20 protein-coding genes and 1 pseudogene are annotated in these 22,227 nt (G+C 74.1%); 10 read left to right on the plus strand and 11 right to left on the minus strand.

The genetic code is table 11. The features are described from left to right. Nucleotides 1-11 precede the first annotated feature (11 nt). The gene (locus tag ACZ6O5_RS26430; protein ID WP_107156861.1) at nt 12-806 is read left to right on the plus strand and encodes a hypothetical protein; all 795 of its coding nucleotides are present in this window, start codon (nt 12-14) and stop codon (nt 804-806) included. A 10-nt stretch (nt 807-816) separates the two neighbouring features. Here ACZ6O5_RS26430 and ACZ6O5_RS26435 read toward each other — a convergent pair whose 3' ends face one another. The 7 genes from ACZ6O5_RS26435 to ACZ6O5_RS26465 form a co-directional block, all read right to left on the minus strand. Continuing rightward, the gene (locus tag ACZ6O5_RS26435) at nt 817-1,596 is read right to left on the minus strand and encodes an HAD-IIA family hydrolase (protein WP_405090332.1); all 780 of its coding nucleotides are present in this window, start codon (nt 1,594-1,596) and stop codon (nt 817-819) included. Nucleotides 1,597-1,634: 38 nt separating this feature from the next. Further along, on the minus strand, nt 1,635-2,666 hold the full coding sequence (locus ACZ6O5_RS26440; RefSeq protein ID WP_465980415.1) for a ferrochelatase: 1,032 nt from the start codon (nt 2,664-2,666) through the stop codon (nt 1,635-1,637). A gap of 122 nt (nt 2,667-2,788) precedes the next feature. Further along, nucleotides 2,789-3,556, minus strand: a complete 768-nt coding sequence (gene fabI / locus ACZ6O5_RS26445) for an enoyl-ACP reductase FabI (RefSeq protein ID WP_465980416.1) — start codon at nt 3,554-3,556, stop codon at nt 2,789-2,791. A 26-nt stretch (nt 3,557-3,582) separates the two neighbouring features. Further along, nucleotides 3,583-4,287 (minus strand): 3-oxoacyl-ACP reductase FabG, encoded by a 705-nt coding sequence (fabG, locus tag ACZ6O5_RS26450; protein ID WP_465980417.1) that lies wholly within the window; start codon nt 4,285-4,287, stop codon nt 3,583-3,585. 559 nt (nt 4,288-4,846) lie between these two features. Then, the gene (locus ACZ6O5_RS26455; RefSeq protein WP_107156857.1) at nt 4,847-5,797 is read right to left on the minus strand and encodes a VWA domain-containing protein; all 951 of its coding nucleotides are present in this window, start codon (nt 5,795-5,797) and stop codon (nt 4,847-4,849) included. Next, on the minus strand, nt 5,794-6,753 hold the full coding sequence (locus ACZ6O5_RS26460; protein ID WP_465980418.1) for a DUF58 domain-containing protein: 960 nt from the start codon (nt 6,751-6,753) through the stop codon (nt 5,794-5,796). The genes ACZ6O5_RS26455 and ACZ6O5_RS26460 overlap by 4 nt, the downstream gene beginning before the upstream one ends. Beyond that, the gene (locus ACZ6O5_RS26465; RefSeq protein ID WP_465980419.1) at nt 6,732-7,838 is read right to left on the minus strand and encodes an AAA family ATPase; all 1,107 of its coding nucleotides are present in this window, start codon (nt 7,836-7,838) and stop codon (nt 6,732-6,734) included. The genes ACZ6O5_RS26460 and ACZ6O5_RS26465 overlap by 22 nt, the downstream gene beginning before the upstream one ends. A 242-nt stretch (nt 7,839-8,080) precedes the next feature. Here ACZ6O5_RS26465 and ACZ6O5_RS26470 point away from each other — a divergent pair, with 242 nt between their 5' ends. The 3 genes from ACZ6O5_RS26470 to ACZ6O5_RS26480 all read left to right on the plus strand — a co-directional run bounded on the left by ACZ6O5_RS26470 (nt 8,081) and on the right by ACZ6O5_RS26480 (nt 10,488). After that, complete coding sequence (locus ACZ6O5_RS26470; protein WP_107156855.1) at nt 8,081-8,308, plus strand: hypothetical protein; 228 nt, start codon at nt 8,081-8,083, stop codon at nt 8,306-8,308. 52 nt (nt 8,309-8,360) lie between these two features. Next, entirely contained in the window at nt 8,361-8,888 is a 528-nt protein-coding gene (locus ACZ6O5_RS26475; protein ID WP_396771825.1) for a PH domain-containing protein, read from the plus strand. 136 nt (nt 8,889-9,024) lie between these two features. Continuing rightward, complete coding sequence (locus ACZ6O5_RS26480; RefSeq protein ID WP_465980420.1) at nt 9,025-10,488, plus strand: PH domain-containing protein; 1,464 nt, start codon at nt 9,025-9,027, stop codon at nt 10,486-10,488. An 11-nt stretch (nt 10,489-10,499) separates the two neighbouring features. Here the strand turns inward: ACZ6O5_RS26480 and ACZ6O5_RS26485 are convergent, their stop codons facing one another. Next, a complete protein-coding gene (locus tag ACZ6O5_RS26485; protein WP_465980421.1) occupies nt 10,500-11,549 on the minus strand; it encodes a phosphatase PAP2 family protein in 1,050 nt (349 codons plus the stop codon). Between the two features lie 116 nt (nt 11,550-11,665). Here ACZ6O5_RS26485 and ACZ6O5_RS26490 point away from each other — a divergent pair, with 116 nt between their 5' ends. Both ACZ6O5_RS26490 and ACZ6O5_RS26495 read left to right on the plus strand, forming a co-directional pair. Next, nucleotides 11,666-12,070, plus strand: a complete 405-nt coding sequence (locus ACZ6O5_RS26490; protein WP_357306580.1) for a thioesterase family protein — start codon at nt 11,666-11,668, stop codon at nt 12,068-12,070. Further along, nucleotides 12,067-12,897, plus strand: coding sequence for an MBL fold metallo-hydrolase (locus ACZ6O5_RS26495; RefSeq protein WP_465980422.1), 831 nt, complete (start codon nt 12,067-12,069; stop codon nt 12,895-12,897). The genes ACZ6O5_RS26490 and ACZ6O5_RS26495 overlap by 4 nt, the downstream gene beginning before the upstream one ends. 111 nt (nt 12,898-13,008) lie before the next feature. Here the strand turns inward: ACZ6O5_RS26495 and ACZ6O5_RS26500 are convergent, their stop codons facing one another. Continuing rightward, nucleotides 13,009-13,455 (minus strand): MarR family winged helix-turn-helix transcriptional regulator, encoded by a 447-nt coding sequence (locus ACZ6O5_RS26500; RefSeq protein ID WP_465980423.1) that lies wholly within the window; start codon nt 13,453-13,455, stop codon nt 13,009-13,011. A gap of 80 nt (nt 13,456-13,535) precedes the next feature. Here ACZ6O5_RS26500 and ACZ6O5_RS26505 point away from each other — a divergent pair, with 80 nt between their 5' ends. Then, complete coding sequence (locus ACZ6O5_RS26505; RefSeq protein ID WP_465980424.1) at nt 13,536-14,759, plus strand: multidrug effflux MFS transporter; 1,224 nt, start codon at nt 13,536-13,538, stop codon at nt 14,757-14,759. 79 nt (nt 14,760-14,838) lie between these two features. Here ACZ6O5_RS26505 and ACZ6O5_RS26510 read toward each other — a convergent pair whose 3' ends face one another. After that, nucleotides 14,839-15,768 (minus strand): carbohydrate kinase family protein, encoded by a 930-nt coding sequence (locus tag ACZ6O5_RS26510; protein ID WP_465980425.1) that lies wholly within the window; start codon nt 15,766-15,768, stop codon nt 14,839-14,841. 329 nt (nt 15,769-16,097) lie between these two features. Here ACZ6O5_RS26510 and ACZ6O5_RS26515 point away from each other — a divergent pair, with 329 nt between their 5' ends. Beyond that, entirely contained in the window at nt 16,098-17,228 is a 1,131-nt protein-coding gene (locus ACZ6O5_RS26515) for a lytic polysaccharide monooxygenase auxiliary activity family 9 protein (RefSeq protein ID WP_465980426.1), read from the plus strand. 57 nt (nt 17,229-17,285) lie between these two features. On the opposite strand, the gene asnB is transcribed toward ACZ6O5_RS26515, so the two are convergent. Next, nucleotides 17,286-19,247 (minus strand): asparagine synthase (glutamine-hydrolyzing), encoded by a 1,962-nt coding sequence (asnB, locus tag ACZ6O5_RS26520; protein ID WP_281938697.1) that lies wholly within the window; start codon nt 19,245-19,247, stop codon nt 17,286-17,288. Nucleotides 19,248-19,360: 113 nt separating this feature from the next. Here asnB and ACZ6O5_RS26525 point away from each other — a divergent pair, with 113 nt between their 5' ends. Together ACZ6O5_RS26525 and ACZ6O5_RS26530 are read left to right on the plus strand one after the other, a co-directional pair. Continuing rightward, the gene (locus ACZ6O5_RS26525; protein WP_465980427.1) at nt 19,361-20,836 is read left to right on the plus strand and encodes an aminopeptidase P family protein; all 1,476 of its coding nucleotides are present in this window, start codon (nt 19,361-19,363) and stop codon (nt 20,834-20,836) included. Nucleotides 20,837-21,071: 235 nt separating this feature from the next. Beyond that, nucleotides 21,072-22,227, plus strand: a pseudogene (locus ACZ6O5_RS26530) (hypothetical protein); the annotation flags it as partial.

A 22,227-nucleotide genomic window follows, 5' to 3' on the forward strand; every position in this document is an offset into this window, starting at 1 on the left:
ACCCTTTCCGCATGTCCTCCCCCGCAACGGGCGCGGCCACGCTGGCTGCGCGCCGGTCAAGCCGCTTCGTCGCCTGGGTACGCGCCTGGCGCGCCGGCCTGGTGCCGTTCGACGAGGTCGCCGACGCCATCGCCGGCGACGAGGAGCACCTCGTCGCGGACGCGCCCGGCACCTGGACCGACGTGTCGCTGCGGGAGGCGCTGCCCAGCCTGGCCAAGCACTCCCCGGACGAGATCCGCCTGGTCCTGCCCGCACCGGGCGACCCGCGCGGGCTGCCCGGGCCCGGCGCGTTCGCCGGGGCGGCGCTGCTGGCCGGCGAGGCGGTGGTGGCCAGCGGGCTCGGGCTGGTGCCCGAGGTCCGCACGCACACCTCCGGCTCCGGGATGACCTGGGAGACGGTGCTGTGGCGGGTCCACGCGCTGCCGCCGGACGCGCCGAAGGCGTCCCTGACCGCGCCGGGCGCGGCGGAGGCCGAAGCCGAACTGGCCACCGCGCTGGCCGAGACGACCGCGGCACTGACCCGGCTGGACGTCGCCCAGTGGCGGCCCGAGCTGGCCGGCGCGCTCGCCGCACTGCGTCGTCCCGACGGCGCCACCGACCTGCCACCCGGCTTCGACCCCCGGTCCCGCCGGCTGTTCGCCCGCGCCGCCGTGCTGGACCGGGTGCTCGCCCTGGCCGGCGAGAGCGCCCCGGGCGGGGCGGTGAACACCCACGAGGCACAGCAGCGGGACGCGGCGCTCCGACCGCTGACCACCGCCTGCCGGCAGGCGCTGGTGGCCGCCTGCAACGCCCCGCTGCGGCTCTAGACCCGCCGGCTCAGAGCTCGTCGATCAGGTCGGCCACCGAGTCGACGATCCGGGACGGCCGGTAGGGATAGCGTTCCGCCTCGGCCCGGGTGCTGATGCCGGTGAGCACCAGGATGGTCTCCAGCCCGGCCTCCAGCCCGCACAGGATGTCGGTGTCCATCCGGTCGCCGATCATCGCGGTGGACTCCGAGTGGGCGTCGATGGTGTTCAACGCGGAACGCATCATCATCGGATTGGGCTTGCCGACGAAGTAGGGCTCCACCCCGGTCGCCTTGGAGATCATCGCGGCCACCGAGCCGGCCGCCGGCAGCGCGCCCTCCACCGAGGGGCCGGTGGCGTCCGGGTTGGTGCAGATGAACCGCGCGCCGTCGTCGATCAGCCGGATCGCCTTGGTGATCGCCTCGAAGCTGTAGGTGCGGGTCTCCCCCAGCACCACGTAGTCCGGGGCGAAGTCGCTGAGCACGTACCCCACCGCGTGCAACGCCGTGGTCAGGCCGGCCTCGCCGATCACGTACGCGGTCCCGCCCGGCCGCTGGTCGGCCAGGAACTGGGCGGTCGCCAGCGCGGACGACCAGATCGCCTCCTCCGGCACGTCCAGCCCCATCCGGGCCAGCCGGGCCTGGAGGTCGCGCGGGGTGTAGATGGAGTTGTTCGTCAGCACCAGGAACGGCTTGCCCGAGGCGCGCAGCTTCTTGACGAACTCCGGGGCGCCGGGCACCGGCTGCCCCTCGTGCACCAGCACGCCGTCCATGTCGGTGAGCCAGCTCTGCACCGGCTTGCGGTCATGCATCGTGTCGTCCCCAGGGATGTGTCGGTGGTCGGTCGGGCTCAGGGCCGGCGGGCCGCGGGCACACAGCACAGCGCCGGGCAGGTGTCCCAGGCCGGCAACTCGCCGAGCCGGCGGCGCAGCCGCTCCCCGTCCGGGGCGGTGCGCTCCAGGACCAGCTCCCGGACCATCGCCACGAAGCGCGGGTCGGTGCCCGGGGTGCCGGCGCGGACGAAGTCCAGGCCGAGCTGCTTGGCCGTCTCCAGCGCCTCGGTGTCCAGGTCCCAGACCACCTCCAGGTGATCGGAGACGAACCCGATCGGGCTCACCACCACAGCGGTCACGCCCTGCTCGGCCAGGCTGGTCAGGTGGTCGTTGACGTCCGGCTCCAGCCACGGCACCTGCGGCGGGCCGGACCGGCTCTGCCAGACCAGGTCGTACGGCAGGTCCGGCGCGGCGGCGGCGTGCACCAGCCGGGCGGTCTCCTCCATCTGGGCGGTGTACCGGCCGCCGTGCGGGCCGGCGGTGGCGGCCGCCGAGGCCGGGATCGAGTGCGCGGTGAACACCAGCCGGGTGCTGTCCCGCCGGGCCGGGTCGAGCTGGGCCAGCGCGGCGCGGACCGCGTCGACGTGCGGCTCGACGAAACCCGGATGGTCCCAGAACTGGCGCAGCTTCTCGATCAGCGGCGCGTCCGCACCGACCGCGGCCCGCGCCGACGCGATGTCCTCCTGGTACTGCCGGCAGGAGGAGTAGCCGCCGTACGCGCTGGTGACGAACGCCAGCGCGCGGGTGACCCCGTCGTCGCGCATCTGCGCCACCGTGTCGGCGAGCATCGGGTCCCAGTTGCGGTTGCCCCAGTAGACCGGCAGGTCGACGCCGTTGGCGGCGAAGTCCGCCCGGATCGCGGCCAGCAGGTCGCGGCACTGCTGGTTGATCGGGGACACGCCACCGAAGTGCAGGTAGTGCTCGGCGACCTCGGCCAGCCGCTCCGGCGGCACCCCCCGGCCGCGGGTCACGTTCTGGAGGAAGGGAAGCACGTCCTCGGGCCGCTCCGGGCCACCGAAGGAGACCAGCACCAACGCGTCGTACGCCATGGCCCCATTCTTCCCCGCCCGCCGTGACGCGCGTGCGACGCCCCCTGCTCAGCGCGGTAACGGATGTTAGGCGGGGCCCCTTCTTATGCAGGATGCGTTAAGAAGGGGCCCCGCCTTGCACCTCAGGCGCCGAGGGCGTGGTAGCCGCCGTCGACGTGCACGATCTCGCCGGTGGTGGCCGGGAACCAGTCGGACAGCAGCGCCAGGCAGGCCCGGGCGGCCGGCTCGGAGTCGGACAGGTCCCAGCCCAGCGGCGCGCGCGCGGACCAGGCGTCCTCGAACTGGCTGAAGCCGGGGATCGACTTGGCGGCCATGGTGCGCAGCGGGCCGGCGGCCACCAGGTTGCTGCGGATGCCCTGCTTGCCCAGGTGCAGCGCCAGGTAGCGGGAGGCGGACTCCAGCCCGGCCTTGGCCACGCCCATCCAGTCGTAGACCGGCCAGGCCTTGGTGGCGTCGAAGGTGAGGCCGACCACGGCGCCGCCGGCGGACATCAGCGGCAACGCCGCCATGGCGAGGGACTTGTAGGAGAACGTGGAGACCTGCAACGCGGTAGCCACGTCGGCCCACGGCGCGTCGAGGAACCCGCCGCCGAGGCAGCTCTGCGGCGCGAACCCGATCGAGTGCACCACCCCGTCCAGGCCGTCGACGTGCTCGCGCACCTTGTCGGCCAGCCCGGCCAGGTGCTCGTCGTTGCTGACGTCCAGCTCGATCACCGGCGCCGGCTCGGGCAGCCGCTTGGCGATCCGCTCCACCAGGGAGAGGCGGCCGAAGCCGGTGAGCACGACCTGGGCGCCGTTCTCCTGGGCGAGCTTCGCCACGGAGAACGCGATCGAGGCGTCGGTGATGACGCCGGTGACCAGCAGCCGCTTACCGGCCAGGAGTCCGGACATGCGCATTTCCTCCGTGCTCTCGTCAGTCAGTGACCCATGCCCAGGCCGCCGTCGACCGGGATGACGGCGCCGGAGATGTACCCGGCCGCGTCCGAGGCCAGCCAGGTGACCACGTCGGCCACCTCCGCCGGCTGCGCGAACCGGCCGGCCGGGATGGCCTTGCGGTATTCGGTGCGGCGCTCCTCGGGCAGCGCCGCGGTCATGTCGGTGTCGATGAAGCCGGGCGCCACCACGTTCGCGGTGATGTTGCGCCCGCCCAGCTCACGGGTGATCGAGCGGGCCACCCCGACCAGGCCGGCCTTGCTCGCGGCGTAGTTGACCTGGCCGGCGCCGCCGTAGAGGCCGACCACCGAGGAGATGAAGATCATCCGGCCCCACTTGGCCCGGAGCATCTTCGTCGAGGCCCGCTTGGCGACCCGGAAGGAGCCGGCCAGATTGGTGTCGAGCACGCGGGTGAACTGCTCGTCGGACATCCGCATGATCAGCGTGTCGTCGGTGATGCCGGCGTTGGCGACGAGCACCTCCACCGGGCCCAGCTCGGCCTCCACCGTGGCGAACGCGGCGTCCACCGACTCGGCGTCGGTCACGTCGCACCGCACCCCGAACAGCCCCTCCGGCGCGTCCCCGCTCCGGTGGGTCACCGCCACCCGGTCACCCTGCTGGGCGAAGGCCTGCGCGATGGCCAGACCGATGCCGCGGTTTCCGCCGGTCACCAGCACGGTACGGGCCACGGGTCCCCCTGAAGCTCGGTCTGATCTCTTGGTCGGTGGCGAGCCTAGGGGTTACCGACAGGTAAGCGCTAACCCGCCCAGCTCAGCGGGCAGGCCGCGCCCTCCCGCCCGGCCCGGCGCGCGACACCGCGACCCCCGGTGTACGCTGATCACTGTCTGCGGGCCGGTCTGCGCCCGCGCTCCGGGCTCCGCCGACCGCAGGAGGTGATCGCTGTGCGAGATAGCGATCCTCCCAGTCGTGGCCGGGCCCACCGTCAGCCCCGCTGAGCCACGGCTCGGTCGACGCGGCTGACCCGCTTCCCGCCCTCCGCACCGCACCCGCTCTCCGGCGCTCCACCGCCGGGGGTGGCCCTGCCGCGCGGCGGAGCACCCGGTCACGACTTCGTGTGTGTCCCTCCCGGTCCCCCGCACGGCCCGCCTCACCGGGCCGAAGTCGCCACGGAGCACAACCATGAGCCGTTACGCCGCACCGCTGGGCTTCACCCTCGCCGCCGTCTGGGTGGCCGTCCTGTTCGTACTGGCCGGCGGCGGTCACTGACCACCGCCGGCCCGGACCGGCTCAGATCAGCCGGGACGTCCACAGCAGACTCAACGCCCCGGCGCAGAGCGCCAGCAGCAACGCGACCCCCGCGTACCACTGGGTGACCTCGCGCGGCTCGGTGCGGTAGCCGATCGAGCTGCCCATGTCCTGGTAGACCTGCTTCAGCTCGCTCACCGAGGCGGCCTCGTAGAAGAAGCCCTGGGTGGTCTCCGCGAGCTGGGACAGCGCGCTGCGGTCCACCGGCACCCGCTGGAGCTGGCCGCCGATGTCCACCTGGCCGGAGTCGGTGCCGAACGCGATGGTGGAGACCGGCACGTTGGCCGCCTGCGCCGCCGCGGCCGCCTCCTCCACGGAGCGGCCCGACGTGCGGTAACCGTCGGAGAGCAGCACGATCCGGGCCGGCGGGATGCCGGCGGCGCCGTCGGCCGGCACCGACCGGATCGCCTCCAGGCAGGTGAACACCGCCTCCCCGGTGGCGGTCGCCTCGGCCAGCACCAGCCCGTCGATGGCGGTGGTCACCGCGCCCCGGTCCTTGGTGGGCGGCACCAGCACGTTCGCCGACTTGGCGAACGACACCAGGCCGAGGTTGTAGCTCTCCGGCAGCTCGCCGACGAACTGCTTGGCCGCCTCCTGCGCGGCCTCCAGCCGGTTCGGCGCCACGTCGTCGGCCTGCATGGACAACGACACGTCGATGGCGAGCATCACGGTCGCGCGTTCCAGCGGCTCCCGGGTGTCGATCGCCGGCCGGGCCAGCCCGGTGGCCAGCACCAGCAGGCAGAGCAGGAACGCGGTCGCCGCCGCGTGTCGCCGCCAGCCGAGCCCCTTGGGCGCGACGGTACGCAGCAGGTCGACGGTGGTGAAGCGCAGCGCGTACTGCCGGCGGTGCAACTGCCGCCAGACGTACGCGGCGGCGAGCGCCAGCACCGGCAGCACGGCCAGCAGCCACCACGGTTGCAGAAAACGGATCATCGGGTCGTCCCTCGGGTACGGGCGTGCCGCTGCGCGGCGACGAAACGCACCATGTCCAGCAGCCAGTCTCGGTCGGTACGCAGGCGCAGGTGGGCCGCGCCGGCGGCGCGCATCTCGGCGGCGATCGCCCCGCGCTGGGCGGCCGCCGCCTCGGCGTACCGGCGGCGCAGTCCCGGATCGGCGGTCTGCACCTCGTGCAGTTCCCCGGTCTCCGGATCGACCACCGGCAGCACCCCCACGTCGGGCAGTTCGAGTTCCCGCGGGTCGACCACCTCGACGGCCAGCACGTCGTGGCGGACCCGCAGCTTACGCAGCGGCCGGCCCCACTGCGCCGGCGGCGACAGGAAGTCGGAGATCACCACCGCCACGCCGCGCCGCCGGGGCGGCCGGTTGAGCGCGTCCACCAGCACGCCGAGGTCGCTGCGCCCGGGGCGGATCTCGGTGCCGGCGACGGCGCGCAGCAGCCCCTGCGCCTCCTTGCGTCCGCCCCGGGCGGGCAGCCGCAGCAGCGTCCCCGGCGCACCGGTGGTCGCGCCGGTGCCGACCACCGCGCCGATCCGGTTGCCACCGCGCACGGTGAGGTGGGCCAGCGCGGCCACCGCGGCGACCGCCACGTCCCGCTTGAGCCACCGCCCGGTGCCGAAGTCGAGGCTGGCGGAGAGGTCGACCGCCAGCCACGTCTCCAGCTCGCGGTCGGCCACCGTACGCCGTACGTGCGGCATGGTGGTGCGGGCGGTCACCGGCCAGTCCATCCGGCGCACGTCGTCGCCGGGCCGGTACTCCCGGGACTCCCCCGCCTCGCTGCCCGGGCCGGGCAGCAGGCCGGCGTAGTCGCCCTGGAGCAGCCCGTCCAGCTTGCGGGTGACCATGAGCTGGAGCCGGGCCAGCACGGCGCCGGAGCGCTCGCCGGCGGCCGGCAGCCGGGTGGGCGGCGTCACGGGCGCTGCCCGGGCCACCCGTTGTGCGGCACGGCCGGTGGCGGTGGTGTGGCCTGCTGACGGGGCGCCACCGCGGGCAGCGGGATGGTCGACATCACCCGGTGCACGATGTGGTCGGCCGGCACCTCGTCGGCGAGCGCGTCGTAGCTGAGCACCAGCCGGTGGCGCAGGATGTCCGGCGCGATGTCCTGCACGTCCTGCGGCAGCGCGTAGTCCCGGCCGCGCAGCAGCGCCAGCGCGCGGGTGGCCCGGACCAGGCCGAGCGAGGCGCGCGGGCTGGCACCGTACTGGATGAGCTGGGCCACGTCGGGCATCCCGTGCTCGGCCGGGGCGCGGGTGGCCAGCACCAGCCGGACCGCGTAGTCGACGAGCGCGTTGTGCACGAAGACCTGGTCGGCCTTGCGCTGGAGCGCGATCAGGTCGGGGGTGTCGAACACCCGGGCCGGCTCGGGCGGGGCCACGCCCATCCGGTAGACGATCTCCCGCTCCTCGGCGTCGGTCGGGTAGCCCACCACGATCTTCATCAGGAACCGGTCCCGCTGCGCCTCGGGCAGCGGGTAGACGCCCTCCTGCTCGATCGGGTTCTGGGTGGCCATCACCAGGAACGGGTCGGGCACCCGGTGCGACTCGCCGCCGATGGAGACCTGCCGCTCGCTCATCACCTCGAGCAGCGCCGACTGCACCTTCGCCGGCGCCCGGTTGATCTCGTCGGCGAGCAGGAAGTTCACGAAGACCGGGCCCAGCTCGACGTCGAACTTCTCGCTTGACTGCCGGTAGATCCGGGTGCCCATGATGTCGGCGGGCACCAGGTCGGGGGTGAACTGGACGCGGGCGAAGGACCCGCCGACGACCCGGGCGAGCGTCTCCACCGCGAGCGTCTTGGCCACCCCGGGCACCCCCTCCAGCAGGCAGTGCCCACGGGCCAGCAGCGCGACGAACATCCGCTCGACCATCCGGTCCTGCCCGACGATCACCCGTTTGATCTCGAACAGCGCGCGTTCCAGCAGCGTGGCGTCCTGCGCCGGGGTGGTGACGGCCGCGGGCGGCGGGTCCGGCGTCGCCTCGGTCGGGTTCGGCACGTCGGGCGTGGTCGGCTGGGCCACCGGTCCTCCACAGCTGGGTAGTCGTCGCGGCGTGGTGCGTGTCAAGACTGTCATGCCTTGCTGAGAGCCGAGGGTGGGAGAGGCACGATTTTCGCCACGCCGTCGGAGTCCGGTGGAAAACGCTGAACACGGGTGGACAACAAGGGGTCCGGCGCGTGTACGATTCACCCCGTCGCCGGGCGGCTCCCCCCGTGGCCGCCCGGCGCTAAAACTCCCCGGTGTGCGGCTCTAGACTCGCCCCGGTGACCACTCCCCGCCCTGATGACGCGCCGATCTGCTCGGCGCGGGGGTGTCGCGCCCCCGCGGTGTTCCAGTTGCGCTGGCGTAACCCCCGCCTACACGCGCCCGACCGGCGCAAGACCTGGCTGGCCTGCCCGGCGCACCGCGCCTCGCTGGGTGACTTCCTCGACGCGCGCGGCTTCCTGCGCGAGGTGGTGCCGCTGCCCGGATCGCCTACGCTCGAAGCGTGAGCGCGCAGACGATCGGATTCCGCGCCGCCGGTGGACGCGGCGGTTCCCCCCGGTGAGCGCCGACGGCCCCGCCGGCCGGCCGGCGTCCCCGCCCGGCCCGTTGGAGCCCTGGCCGGACACGGTCCGCTGGCAGCCGATCTCCCGCGACCTGATCTGGGTGGAGCTGATCCGGCTCGGCATCGGTCTCGCCGTGGCGCTCGTGGTGCTCGGCACGGCCTGGGCGCTCTCCGGGCACTGGCTGCTGGGCGCCGCCGTCGCGGTGGCGCTGCTGCTGTCCGCGTGGCGGGTGGTCACCATCGTGCGCGCGGTCCGGGCCTGGGGGTACGCCGAGCGCGCCGACGACCTGCTGGTGCGCCACGGCCTGCTGGTGCGGCGGCTCTCCATCGTCCCGTATTCGCGGATGCAGTTCGTCGACGTGAGCGCCGGTCCGCTGGAGCGCGCCTTCGACCTGGCCACCGTGCAGTTGCACACCGCCGCGGCGGCCAGCGACGCCCGGGTGCCCGGCCTGCGGCCGGCCGAGGCGTCGCGGCTGCGCGACCGGCTCACCGCGCTGGGCGAGGACCGGGCGGAGGGCCTGTGAGCGCGAGGAGCGAGCCGGTCCTGCGGGCCCCGCAGTCGCGAACGAAGGACGGCACCGTGAGCGCGAGGAGCGAGCCGGTCCTGCGAGCCCCGCAGCCGCGAACGAAGGACGGCACCGCGAGCGCGAGGAGCGAGCCGTGACGAACGGGCAGTCGTGGCCGCCACCGCCGGGCCACGGTCCACCGCCCGACCATGCCCCACCGCCCGACCCGGGTCCGTGGGCCGACCCGGGTCCGCAGCCGGTGCCGCCGCCTCCCGGAGCGTGGGTGCCGGCGCCCTGGGGGCCGCCGGGCGAGACGGAGCCGCGACAGCGGCTGCACCCGTTGAGTCCCGCGCTGCACGGCGCGAAGTCGCTGGTCGTGGTGATCGCCGGGCTCTCTTGGTCGACCCTGTCCCGGGTCGGGTTCGGCTGGTTCGCCGTGCTGGTCGCGGTCTTCGTCCTCGGCGCCACCGTGCTGTCCGTGGTGAGCTGGTGGAACACCGGTTACCACGTGGTCGGCCGGGAGCTGCGGGTGTACGAGGGGCTGCTGTGGCGGCGTACCCGGGCCATCCCGCTGGAGCGGTTGCAGGCGGTGGAGGTGGTCCGGCCGCTGCTGGCCCAGCTCACCGGGCTGGCGGAGCTGCGGCTGGAGGTGGTCGGCGGCGGCAAGACCGAGGCGCCGCTGGCGTACCTCGGGGTGGCCGAGGCCGCCGCGCTGCGCCAGCGGCTGCTCGCCGTCGCCGGCCGCGCCCCGGCGTCCGCGCCGGCCACGGTCGGCGCGCCACCCACGCCCGCCCCGGCCGGCCGGCGGCTGCACGCCGTACGCAATCAGGATCTGCTGGTCAGCCAGTTGCTCACGCCGCAGGCGTTCCTGCTGCCGTTCGGTGTGGCGTTCGTGGTGGCGCAGTTCCTGTCCGAGGGTTCCTGGTCGTTCATCGCGGTGGCCAGCACGCTGACCGCGATGGCCGGCGTGCTGCTGCAACCGGTGCGCCGGGTGCTCGACGACTGGAGCTTCCGGCTGGACGCCGACGGCGACACGCTCCGGGTGCACAACGGGCTGCTGGAGACGCGGGTGCAGACCGTGCCGCTGCACCGGGTGCAGACCGTCGGGGTGACCTGGCCGCTGCTCTGGCGGATGAAGGGCTGGTTGCGGCTGCGGCTGGAGGTGGCCGGCTACTCGGCCGGCGAGCCGGACGACCGGAACCGCCCGGACCGGCTGCTGCCGGTCGGCGACGCCGGCACCGGCGAGCGGGTGGTGGCGGAGGTGCTGCCCGGCGTGCGGCTGGACGCGCTGCCCGGCACGCCGCCGCCGCGCCGGGCCCGCTGGCTGCGCCCGCTGAGTCGGGCCGTGGTCGGCGTCGGCCTCGACGAGCGGGTCTTCGTGGCCCGATCCGGGTTGCTGACGCGCTCGGTGACGCTGGTGCCGTACGCCCGGATCCAGAGCGTGCGGGTCACCCAGGGGCCGGCGCAGCGCCGGCTGCGGCTGGCCACCGTGCACGCGGACACCGCCGGTGGGGCGGGCGCGGCGGCGGTCGACCGGGATTTGGCCGACGCGTGGGAGCTGGCCGCGGAGCTGACCGCGCGGGCGCAGGCCGCGCGGGCGGCCGACCGGAGCCGCTGACCCGGCACCGGTCAGCGGCGGTCGGCGGGCACCGTGTCCTGGTCGGCGGCGAGCGTGGTGTCCGGGCCGGCGGCCGGCGCGGTGACGCCGGTCACGGCGGCCGGCGTCCCGTCCCGCCGGGCCCGCCACCAGTGCTCGGCCAGGCCGACCACGAGGAACGTCATTCCCACGTACGCCCAGCCGACCAGCACGTCGATCAGGTAGTGCTCGCCGCTGTACATCAGCGTGAACGTCATGGCCAGCGGGTACGCCAGCAGCAGTGGCCACCACCGCCTGCGCACCGAGCGGAGGAAGAACAGCACCACGAACAGCGCGAACGCGGTGTGCAGCGACGGCATGGCGGCCACCGGGTTGGAGGCGATCTGCCCGGCGTTGAGCAGGTTGCCCGCGCCGTGCATGCCGATCTCCTTCCAGCCCCGGGTGGAGATCCGGGCGACCTCGGTCAGCAGCCCGTTCTGGGCCGCCCACCACGGCGGGGCGGCCGGGTAGACGAAGTAGGTGACCAGCCCGGCCGCGCACAGGAAGCCCCACCGGGCCATGTACCCGATCCAGCGCTGCCGGTTGCGCATCCAGAGCACCGCGGCGGCGGCCAGCGTGGCCACGAAGTGCGAGAAGTAGATCCAGCTCACCAGCACGTCCCACCAGCGCACCTGGCTCGGGTCGTAGAGGCGCTGCTGGAGCCAGACGGTCGGCACCTCACCGCCGGTGGCCCATCCGGTGAGGAACCGGTCGGCGACGATCAGCTCCATGGCGTGCGGGGTCGCGCCGTTGTCGGCGAACCCGCGGGACAGGTTGTACGCGGCGAGCAGCAGCACCACCGGGATCCAGTCCCGGGCGAAGCGCAGGTGGCTGCGCCACGGGCGGCTCGAGTTCCACGCGACGGTGCCGGCCCAGATCCACAGGAACGCGTACGCCGGGTCGGTGGGCAGGCCGATGGCGAGCCAGGTGGCGACGAAGGCGACGCTCCAGACAGCCATCGCGATCACGCGACGGCGCCCGCCGTCGGGGGAGGCGGTGGGTCCGGCGGGGGCGGGGGGCGGGGGATCTGTCAGCACGGCCATCGCCGACAAGGTTAACGGCGGGCGTCCGGCCGGCCGACGCCGACCGTCCGGGGAACGGTCCGGGCGGCCACCCGGACGCGGTACGACTCGGACCGCGCTGCACTAGGCTCGGCCGCATGCAGGAGCAGTCGGAGTCGCCCTTCGCACCGGGCCTGACCGCCCGCGTCGAGCTGACCGTCACGGACGCGGACACCGCCGAGGCGGTGGGTTCCGGAGACGTACCGGTGCTCGGCACGCCCCGGGTGGTGGCGCTGGCCGAGGCGGCGACCGTGGCGGCCGTCGCGGCCCGGCTGCCGGCCGGGTCGACCACGGTCGGCGTCCGGGTCGAGCTGGAGCACCGGACGGCCACCCCGGTCGGGCGGACCGTGTCCGCGCACGCCGAGCTGGTGAAGGTGGACGGCCGCCGGCTGGTCTTCGAGGTGACCGTCACGGACGGGCCCGCGGTGGCCGCGCAGGGGCGGGTGGAGCGGGCGCTCGTCGACCGGCGGCGCTTCGTCGAGCGGGCCGGGCGCACGCCGTGACCGTCCGCTTCACCGAGATCGCCGCCGGTGTGCACCTGCTGCGCGAGCCGCTGCTGCGGGTCAACGTGGTGCTGGTGGTCGGTGACGGCGCCGCGCTGTTGGTGGACACGCTCTCCACCGCCGGGCAGGCGCGGGAGCTGGCGTCGGCCGCCCGGGCGGTGACGCCGCACCCGTGGGTGATCGTCAACACCCACCACCACTTCGACCACTGTTTCGGCAACGCCACGCTGGCCGCCGAGCCGGGCACCGAGGTGTACGCGCACGCCCAGGCCGTCGCGGCGTTGCGCGACCAGCCCGACGCGCTGCGTCGGGCGGCGTACGAGGAGATGCGCGCCGAGCAGCCGGCGTTGGCCGAGGAGCTGGCGCGCACCGAACTGCGGACGCCGACGCACGAGGTCCGCGAGGAGACGGTGCTGGACGTCGGCGGGCGGCGGGTGGTGCTGCGCCATCCCGGGCACGGGCACACCGACGCCGACCTGGTGGTGCACGTGCCGGACGCGGACGTGCTGGTGGCGGGCGACCTGGTGGAGCAGAGCGGGCCGCCGGCGTTCGAGGAGTCGTACCCGTTGCAGTGGCCGGACGCGGTGGCCGACCTGCTGCGGCTGACCACGCCGGCCACCGTGGTGGTGCCGGGTCACGGCGAGCCGGTCGACGTGGCGTTCGTGCGCGAGCAGCACGCCCAACTCGCCCGGCAGGCGTGGCTGATCCGGGCCGGTCACACCGGCAGCGCCCCGCCGGAGCGGGTGGCGGCGGAGTCGCCGTTCGGCGCCCGGCCCGGCCTGATCGCGGCCCGGCGCGGCTACGCCGACCTCGACGGCACGGCCTGATCGCCGCCCGGCTCGGCCCGGTCTCGACGGCACGGCCGGAGGCGGTCCGCCGGTCCCCGGCCCCGGCCCCGGCCCCGGCCCCGGCCCCGGTCCCCGATCCCCGGCCCCGGGTCAGGGGCGGGCGCGCAGCGCGGTGAGCAGCGCGTCGAGGTGCGGGGCGGCGGCCAGCACGGCGGTCCGGGCCACCGGGTCCAGCTCGGCGAGCGCCTCGGCGAGCAGCGCGGCGCGGTGGACCTCGTGGTCGGCCATCCGTCGGCGGGCGGCCTCGGTGAGGCCCAGCCGGACAACCCGGCGGTCGGCGGGGTCGCGGTCGCGGACCAGCAGCCCGGCGTCGGTGAGGTCGCGGACGAGTGTGCTGACCGTGTTCGGCGCGGTGCCGAGCCGCCGGGCCACCTCCTTGCCGCTGATCCCCGGCGTGGCCCGGACCAGCAGGAGCACCTCCACCTGCGCCTCGGGCAGCGGCTCCCGGTCGGCGCGGGCGACGGTCCGGCGGCGCAGCAGCCGGTGCAGCTCCCCCAGCCCCGCGCCGAGCCGCGCGATCTCCTCGTCGCCCGTCACCGAGTCACCTGCTTCACATCGCAACAGTTCTGACTACAGAGATAAGGTAACCCGGACCACCGGATCCAGGGGGACCTCTCGTGCACCAGACCGTGCGGCCCGCCGCGCGCCCACCCGTCGACCGACCCGCCGGACGGGGCGGCGGCGTGAGCCTGCTGGTGCTGCTCGGCACGCTCACCGCGATCGGCCCGCTCTCGCTGGACATGTACCTCCCGGCGTTCCCGGCGATGACCCGCGAACTCGACGCCGACCAGGCCGGCATCCAGCTCTCGTTGACCACCTGCCTGATCGGCCTGGCGCTGGGTCAACTGGTCACCGGCCCGCTCAGCGACCGCTGGGGGCGACGCCGGCCGGTCCTGGTCGGCGTCGTCGCGTACGCCGTGCTGGCGCTGGCCTGCGCCGCGGCGCCGAGCGCCCCGCTGCTGGCCGCCGCGCGGTTCGCCCAAGGGCTGGCCGGCGGCACGGGCATCGTGGTGGCCCGCGCGGTCGTCCGTGACCTCTACGCCGGTCGGGACGCCGCGAAGTACTTCTCCCGGCTCACCCTGGTCTTCGGGGTGGCGCCGGTGGCCGCGCCGGGCGTCGGCAGCCTGGTGCTCCGGTTCGGCTCCTGGCGGGCGGTCTTCCTCACCCTGGCCGTCATCGGGGCGGTGCTCGCCGTGGCGGTCGCGCGGCGCCTGCCGGAGACGCTGCCGGCCGAGCGCCGCAGCACCGGCGGCCTCGCCGCCACCGCGCGGACCATGCGGGCGCTGGCCGGCGACCGGGTCTACCTCGGGTACGCGCTGACCCAGGGCTTCGCGTTCGCCGGCCTGTTCGCGTACATCTCGGGGTCGTCGTTCGTGTTCCAGGACGTCTTCGGCGTCTCGGCGGTCGGGTTCGCCGTGGTCTTCGGCGTCAACTCGCTCGCGCTGATCGCCACCGGCCAGGCGAACGCCCGGCTGCTCGACCGGTTCAGCCCGCGCCGGCTACTGGTCACCACGCTCGCGGTCAGCCTGGTCGCCGCGCTCGGCGTGCTGACCGGCGCGCTCACCGGCAGCCTCGCCGGCACCGCGGTGGCGCTGTTCGTGTTCGTCGGCTCGCTGGGCATGGTGATGCCGAACAGCACCGCGCTGGCGCTGGACGCGCACGCCCGGCACGCCGGCACCGCCGCCGCGCTGATGGGCGGCATCCAGTCGGTGGTCGGCGCGCTCGCCGCGCCCCTGGTCGGGCTCGGCGGCGAGGGCAGCGCCCTCCCGATGGCCGTGGTCCTGACCGGCGCCGCCGCGCTCGCCCTGCTGGCCGTCCGCACGCTCGCCCGGCCCCGCTGACCTCCGGCGCGGGCCGCCCAGCCCGGCGTTAACAGGGGGCCCCGCCTCTACCGGAGGCGTTAACAGGGGGCCCGGCCTTTCACGCGAAGCGGGCCGTGACGGCGGCGCGGGTGGGCATGGCGGTGGCGCCGCCGGGGGACTCGCAGACCAGCGCGGCGACCCGCAGGGCGAACGCCACGCGGTCCTGCCAGCCGCGCGCGTCGGCCGGCTCTCCGGCGGCGAGCAGCTCCGCCACCAGCGCGCCCATCACCGAGTCACCAGCGCCGGTGGCGTCCACCGCGTCGACGGTCGGCGCGGGCACGCGTACCACGTCGTCGGCGGCGGCGACCAGCGCGCCGTCCGCGCCGAGCGTGACCACGACGGTGGCCGCGCCCAGTTCCCGCAGGTACGCGGCGACACCCTCGACCGGCTCGTCCGGGTAGAGCACCCGGGCGTCCGCGCTGCTCAGCTTGACCAGGTGCGCCGCGGCGGCGAACTCGGCGACCACCCCGCGCAGCCCGTCCAGCGCGCCGGGCGCGGTGAGCAGGCTCGGGCGCACGTTCGGGTCGAACACGCGCAGCCCGCCGGCGATCGACCAGGCCCGACGCGCGGCGGCCAGCACCGGCGGGTCGAGCAGCACGATCGAGCCGCAGTAGAGCACGTCCGCGCCATCGACCAGGGCCACGTCGAGGTCGTCCGGGCCGAGCAGGGCGTACGAGCGCGGCTCGCCGTAGAAGCGGAACTCCGGCTCGGGGCCGGCGAAGGTGGCCACGGCCAGCGCGGTCGGGGCCGGCACGGTCACCGCCCCGGCCACGCCCACCCCGGCGTCGGTGAGGAAGGCGCGGACCCGGCCGGCGAGCGCGTCGTCGCCGAGCGAGCCGACGAACTGCACGTCCCCGCCGAGCCGGGCGATCGCCACCGACACGTTGAGCGGCCCGCCGCCGACCGCCTGCCGGTAGACGGGCGCCCCATCGTGCTCGGCGTCGAGCAGGTCGACGAGCGCCTCGCCGAGCACCACCGCGTACCCCATGCTGGCTCCTCCCGGTTGTCCTCCCCCGATCCTGGCGCATGCCGGGAGCCGACGCGACGGAACCCCCGCGCATCGACCGGCGGCTATTGCGTGCGGCGGTCGGACGTGATGGGATTGCGCTGACGGGAGGGCGCGGTGGGCTGCCGCGCCGCCGGGTCGAGCCGACGCGAGGGGCATCCGCGGTCCGTGACACGGACCGCAGGCAGTGCGCGTTCCCCGACGGCCCCGGCCGCACGCCGACCGCCGGGCGCGGGCACCGCGATCGTCGCATCCGCTCGTCGCAGCGGGGCAGGCCGAGGGTGGGCCGCTCCGCGAGTCAGGAGATCCCCGTGCACCGATCCCGTACGGCCGCGCTCGTCACCGCGGCCCTCACCCTGGCCGTGGGCGCGTTCGCCCTGGCCAGCGGGCCCGACCCGGCCGCCGCGCACGGCGCGGCGATGACGCCGGGCGCCCGCACCTACCTGTGTTGGAAGGACGGCCTCACCGGCACCGGTGAGATCCGGCCGAACAACCCCGCCTGTTCCGCGGCGGTCGCCCAGAACGGGGCGAACTCGCTCTACAACTGGTTCAGCGTGCTGCGCTCCGACGCGGGCGGCCGGACCACCGGGTTCATCCCCGACGGCAAGCTGTGCAGCGGCGGCAACCCGAACTTCAGCGGCTACGACGCGGCCCGCAACGACTGGCCGGTCACGCACCTGACGGCCGGGCGGTCGATGGAGTTCCGCTACAGCAACTGGGCGCACCACCCGGGCACGTTCTACTTCTACGTCACCAAGGACAGCTGGAGCCCGACCCGGGCGCTGGCCTGGAGCGACCTGGAGGAGCAGCCGTTCCTGCAGGTGACCAACCCGCCGCAGAGCGGCGCGGTCGGCACCAACGACGGGCACTACTACTTCAACGGCACGCTGCCGAGCAACAAGAGCGGCCGGCACATCATCTACTCGCGGTGGGTCCGCTCGGACAGCCAGGAGAACTTCTTCGGCTGCTCGGACGTGACGTTCGACGGCGGCAACGGCGAGGTGACCGGCATCGGCTCGGGCAACAACCCGACGCCGACGCCGACCAACCCGACCCCGACCCCGACCAACCCGACGCCGACGCCCACCAGCCCGACGCCGACGCCGACCGGCCCCACGCCGACGCCGACCATGCCGGCCGGCAACTGCATGGCGGTCTACAAGGTGGTCAGCGCCTGGGGCGGCGGCTTCCAGGGCGAGGTCATGATCATGAACCACAGCACCCGCACGTACAGCGGGTGGACCGCGAGTTGGACCTGGCCCAGCGGCCAGACCATCAACCAGGTGTGGAACGGCACGCTGAGCGGAAGCGGGTCGTCGGTGACGGTCACCAACGCCGCCTACAACGGCAGTGTCGCGCCGGAGGGCACCACCACGTTCGGCTTCACCGCGAACTTCTCGGGCCAGAACACCCTGCCCACGGTCACCTGCACCGGCCGGTGACACCGCGGTAGCGAAGGGCCCCCGGCAGCGCGCCGGGGGCCCTTCGTCACGCCTGGATCAGCGGACCATGCTGCCCACGACCGGCTTGGTGAGCAGCGCCGACTGGTTGCGCTGGATGCCCGGGTCGAGCGTCTTCGCCACGAAGATCGCGTGCCAGACGCAGAAGATCAGCACGGTCCACACCTTGCGGGAGTGGTCGGCCTCCTCCCGCTTGTGCTCGTCGAGCAGGCGCATCGCGTACGACAGGTCGATCAGGTCGCCGGCGCCGGAGGTGGCCAGCACGTGCCGGGCCCACTCGTACATCTCGCCGCGCAGCCAGACCCGGGTGGGGGTCGGGAAGCCCAGCTTCTTGCGGTTGACGATGGCCGGCGGCACGACGCCCTGCAACGCCTGGCGCATGGCGTACTTGGTGGCCTCGGAGCGCGGCGGCAGCTTCAGGTCGACCGGGATGCCGGCGGCGACGTTGAACACCTCCCGGTCCAGGAACGGCACCCGGACCTCCAGCGAGTGCGCCATCGAGATCCGGTCCGCCTTGACCAGGATGTCGCCGCGCAGCCAGGTGTAGAGGTCGACGTACTGCATCTTGGTGACGTCGTCCAGCTCGGTGCACTCGGCGTAGATCGGGGCGGTGACGTCGGTGTAGCGCACCGACGGGTCGTAGCGGCGCAGCAGGTGCTGCTTCTCCTCCTCGGTGAACATCCGGGCGTTGCCGTAGTAGCGCTGCTCGATCGGCGTGGTGCCGCGCTCCAGGAAGCTCTTGCCCTTGACGCCCTGCGGGATGGCCTTGGAGACGGCCCGCAGGCCCTTCTGCACGCCGTCCGGGAGACCGTTGACCGAACTGAGCGAGAGCGGCTCCCGATAGATCGTGTAGCCGCCGAAGAACTCGTCCGCGCCCTCGCCGGAGAGCACCACGGTGACGTGCTCGGCGGCCTTCTTCGCCACGAAGTAGAGCGGCACCAGGGCCGGGTCGGCCACCGGGTCGTCCAGGTGCCAGACGATCTTCGGCAACGCGTCGATCATGTCCTGCGGCCCGATCTTGGTCGGGATGGTGGTCACGTCGAGGTGCCGGGCCGAGTCCTGGGCCACGTCGATCTCGGAGTAGCCGGGCACGTCGTACCCGACCGTGAAGGTGAGGATGTTCGGGTTGAACTCGCGGGCCAGCGCCACCACGGCGGTGGAGTCGATGCCGCTGGACAGGAACGAGCCGACCGGCACGTCCGAGCGCATGTGCATCCGGACGCTCTCCCGCAGCGTCTCCCGGATCTCGTGGTAGAGCTTCTGCTCGTCGGTGACCGGGGCCGGGCGGAACACCGGCCGGTACCAGCGGCGCACGTCGATCCGGCCGTCCGGGGTCCAGGTGAGGTACTCCCCCGACCCGATCCGGCTGATCCCCTTGTGCAGCGTGCCCGGCTCCGGGACGTACTGGAGGGTCAGGTAGTGGCTCAGGTTCGCCGTGTCGATCCCGGCGTCGCCCTGGTAGGCGGAGTGCGCGAACGGCAGCAGCGCCTTCTTCTCCGAGGCGAGGTAGAGGCCGTCGGCGGTCTGGAGGTAGTGCAGCGGCTTGATGCCGAAGTAGTCGCGGGCGCCGAAGGCCCGCCGCTCCTGCCGGTCCCAGATCACGAACGCGAACATGCCGCGCAGCTTGGTGAGCACCCGCTCACCCCAGTAGTGGTAGCCGGCGACGATCACCTCGCCGTCGCCGTTGGTGGCGAACTGGGCGCCGTAGTCGCGGATCAGCTCGTCGCGCAGCTCGATGTAGTTGTAGATCTCGCCGTTGAACGTGAGCAGGTAACGACCGCCCGCGTAGGGCAGGGGTTCGTGGCTGAGCGCCACGTCGATGATCGCCAGCCGCTTGTGCGCGAACACACCGTCCGCGTACCGGCCGGAGGCGTCGCCGACCACCTCGACCCCGGTCTCGTCCGGGCCTCGGTGGTGCAGGCACTCCAGTGCGCCGGCGATGTTGTCGCGGTGGGCGGCGGCGTCACCGCGCGCGCTGAAGAAGGCCAGGAGTCCGCACATGCCGGCCATCTTTCCACGCGCCGGAAGCCGCCGTCGCGGCACCGCAGGCACTCCCCGCCGACGTGTGCGCGGTACCGTCGGGACCAGCGATGGGGCTCAGGGAGGGGCGGATCATGACCGAGGAGCGGACGCAACAGGGCAAAGCGGCGGACGGCACGGAGTCGCACGACCCCGACTTCCCGGAGGCGTTCCTGACGTTCATGCGGCAGGGCTGGCGGGACACCGAACTGCCGGTCGCACCCCGCCCGGAGGTGCCCAACCACGCCAAACGACGGGCCGCGCTGGCCGAGGCGTTCCCGGGCGAGACGCTCGTCATCCCCACCGGCAACGAGAAGGTCCGCGCCAACGACACCGAGCACCGGTTCCGGCCGGGCAGCGACTTCGCGTACCTGACCGGCGACCTGGAGCCCGACAGCGTCCTCGTGCTGCGGCCGGGCGGCGAGGCCACGCTCTACATGCGGCCCCGGTCGTCCCGGGTGACCGACGAGTTCTTCCGCAGCCGCCACGGCGAGCTGTGGGTGGGTCGCCGGCCGACCCTGCGCGAGAAGTCGACCGAGCTGGGCCTGCCGACCGCCGACCTGAGCGAGCTGGACGCGGCGCTGGCCGAGCTGGCCCCGGGGCGCACCCGGGTGCTGCGCGGCTTCGACGCCCGGGTGGACGCCGCCGTGCGCCGGTACGACGGCGCGCGCGCCGAGGGCCAGCCGGGCCGCGACCGGGAGTTGGCCATCGCGATCTCCGAGCAGAAGCTGGTCAAGGACGAGTGGGAGATCGCCCAGCTCCAGGAGGCGTGCGACGCCACGGTGCGCGGCTTCGAGGATGTGGCCCGCGCGCTGCCGGCCGACCGGCCGATCTCCGAGCGGCTGCTGGAGGGGCTGTTCGCGCTGCGGGCCCGGCACGACGGCAACGACGTCGGCTACGGCTCGATCGTCGGGGCCGGCGAGCACGCCACGATCCTGCACTGGGTGCACAACCACGGCGCCACCCGCCCGGGTGACCTGCTGCTGATGGACATGGGCGTGGAGAACCGCAACCTCTACACCGCCGACGTCACCCGGGTGCTGCCGGTCGACGGCCGCTTCACGCCGCTGCAACGTCAGGTCTACGACGCGGTCCACGCCGCCCAGCAGGCCGGCATCGACATGTGCAAGCCGGGGGTGGGGTTCCGCGACGTCCACCTGGCGTCGATGCGGGTGCTCGCCGAGGCGCTCAAGGACCTGGGGCTGCTGCCGGTGAGCGTGGACGAGGCGATGGATCCGGCCTCCACGGTCTACCGCCGCTGGACGCTGCACGGCACCAGCCACATGCTGGGCATCGACGTGCACGACTGCGCGAACGCGCGCAAGGAGACGTACCGCGACGGGCCGCTCGGCGAGGGGTACGTGCTCACCGTCGAGCCCGGTCTCTACTTCCAGCCGGAGGACGAGCTGGTCCCCGAGGAGCTGCGCGGCATCGGCGTCCGGATCGAGGACGACATCCTGGTCACCGCCGACGGCCCGGTGAACCTCTCGGCCGGGCTGCCGCGGGCCTCGGGCGAGGTGGAGACCTGGCTGGCCGAGCAGCGCGAGGCGGGCCCGCGCCTGCCAGGCTGACCCCCCGACCGTTCGTCTCATCGGCCCCGTGACGCCAGCCGCGTCGCGGGGCCGATGCCGTTGGTGTCACCGCCGTCCTTCCACGCCCTTTATGCGGGCTTTCTTCGGATACGTGCTTCTCGCGAGGATCCTTCTCCTACGGTGTGGTTCAGGGGCAGCAACCGTTTTGCAGCCTTTCGTGCGGCTCATAGCGGTACGACCCGTTCGAGGAGACTCCGAAGGGTGGAGGGCGCGCATGTCCAACGACACAACGGCACCCGATCGCGGGGCGCCGATCGTGGCCCCGCCGGCGAACCGACGGCGGGCACTCCGGGTCGCCACCGGCGTGGCCGGGCTGACCGGGGTCGTCGGGCTGGCGGCGCTGGGTGGCCTCGCCGCCCGAAACGACAGGGCCGGCGATCCGGAACGGGTGGCGGAGAACCGCCCCGCCGCGCCGCGGGAGGCCGGCGACCACCCGTCCGCCGCCGACCCGAGGGGTGGGGACGGGCCCGGCGGGGAGCGTCGGGCCCGGGGCGAGTGGGGCGGCGAGGACGAGCACGGCAGGGACCGCGAGGTTCCCTGCGACGACGACGCCCTGGTCGACGCGCTCGAACTGACCAACCGCGACCACGGCGGCACCCTCCATCTCGCCGAGAACTGCACCTACGAACTCGGCGTCCAGGACCGCAAGGTCGGCGGCGGCCTGCCCGAGATCACCCGGGACGTCGCCATCAAGGGCAACGGCTCCACCATCAGGCGCGACGCCGAGGACACCTTCCGCATCTTCCGCGTCGCCGCCGGCGGCCACCTCACCCTTGAAGACCTGACCGTCTCCGGCGGAAACGCCTCGGTGTCCGAGTACCCGGATCGACAGGCGACGACGGGCCCGGCGGACGCGGACGGAGACCGGGGCGCCGGTGACGGCGGCGCGTTGCTTGTCGAGCGCGGCGGCAAGGCCCACCTCCGGCGGGTCGATCTCACCCGCAACAACGCCGAGCACGACGGCGGCGCGGTGGCCAACTTCGGCCGGGTGTGGCTCACCGACAGCACGGTCCGGCGCAACCACGCGCGGGGCGACGGTGGCGGCGTCTTCAACCGGGGCCTTCTGACCATCGAGAAGTCGCAGGTCGACGACAACACCGCCGCCGGCAGCGGCGGCGGCGTCGCCAACGGCAACGACGTCGGCGTGCGGCACGGTACGGGCCGCGCCGGGACGCCGACCGGTCCCGGCCGCGACCGCGGCGTCGTGGAGATCGCCGGGGCGTGGGGCGGCAAGGAGGGCCAGGGCTCCTCGCTGTCGGACAACCGCGCCGGGAGGAACGGCGGCGGCCTGTTCAGCAGCGGCGGCTACGTCACCGTCTCCTTCACCCACATCACCGGCAACACCGCCTGCGAGAACGGCGGCGGCATCT

The sequence above is a fragment of the Micromonospora sp. NPDC049201 genome, from assembly GCF_055586805.1.

Coding starts and splice junctions, on each gene's coding strand:
- ACZ6O5_RS26525 (WP_465980427.1), top strand. CDS start 19,361: ATGACCGAGGAGCGGACGCAACAGGGCAAAGCGGCGGACGGCACGGAG.
- ACZ6O5_RS26490 (WP_357306580.1), top strand. CDS start 11,666: ATGCAGGAGCAGTCGGAGTCGCCCTTCGCACCGGGCCTGACCGCCCGC.
- ACZ6O5_RS26510 (WP_465980425.1), bottom strand. CDS start 15,768: ATGGGGTACGCGGTGGTGCTCGGCGAGGCGCTCGTCGACCTGCTCGAC.
- ACZ6O5_RS26455 (WP_107156857.1), bottom strand. CDS start 5,797: ATGATCCGTTTTCTGCAACCGTGGTGGCTGCTGGCCGTGCTGCCGGTG.
- ACZ6O5_RS26440 (WP_465980415.1), bottom strand. CDS start 2,666: ATGGCGTACGACGCGTTGGTGCTGGTCTCCTTCGGTGGCCCGGAGCGG.
- asnB (WP_281938697.1), bottom strand. CDS start 19,247: ATGTGCGGACTCCTGGCCTTCTTCAGCGCGCGCGGTGACGCCGCCGCC.
- ACZ6O5_RS26435 (WP_405090332.1), bottom strand. CDS start 1,596: ATGCATGACCGCAAGCCGGTGCAGAGCTGGCTCACCGACATGGACGGC.
- fabI (WP_465980416.1), bottom strand. CDS start 3,556: ATGTCCGGACTCCTGGCCGGTAAGCGGCTGCTGGTCACCGGCGTCATC.
- ACZ6O5_RS26430 (WP_107156861.1), top strand. CDS start 12: ATGTCCTCCCCCGCAACGGGCGCGGCCACGCTGGCTGCGCGCCGGTCA.
- ACZ6O5_RS26485 (WP_465980421.1), bottom strand. CDS start 11,549: ATGGCCGTGCTGACAGATCCCCCGCCCCCCGCCCCCGCCGGACCCACC.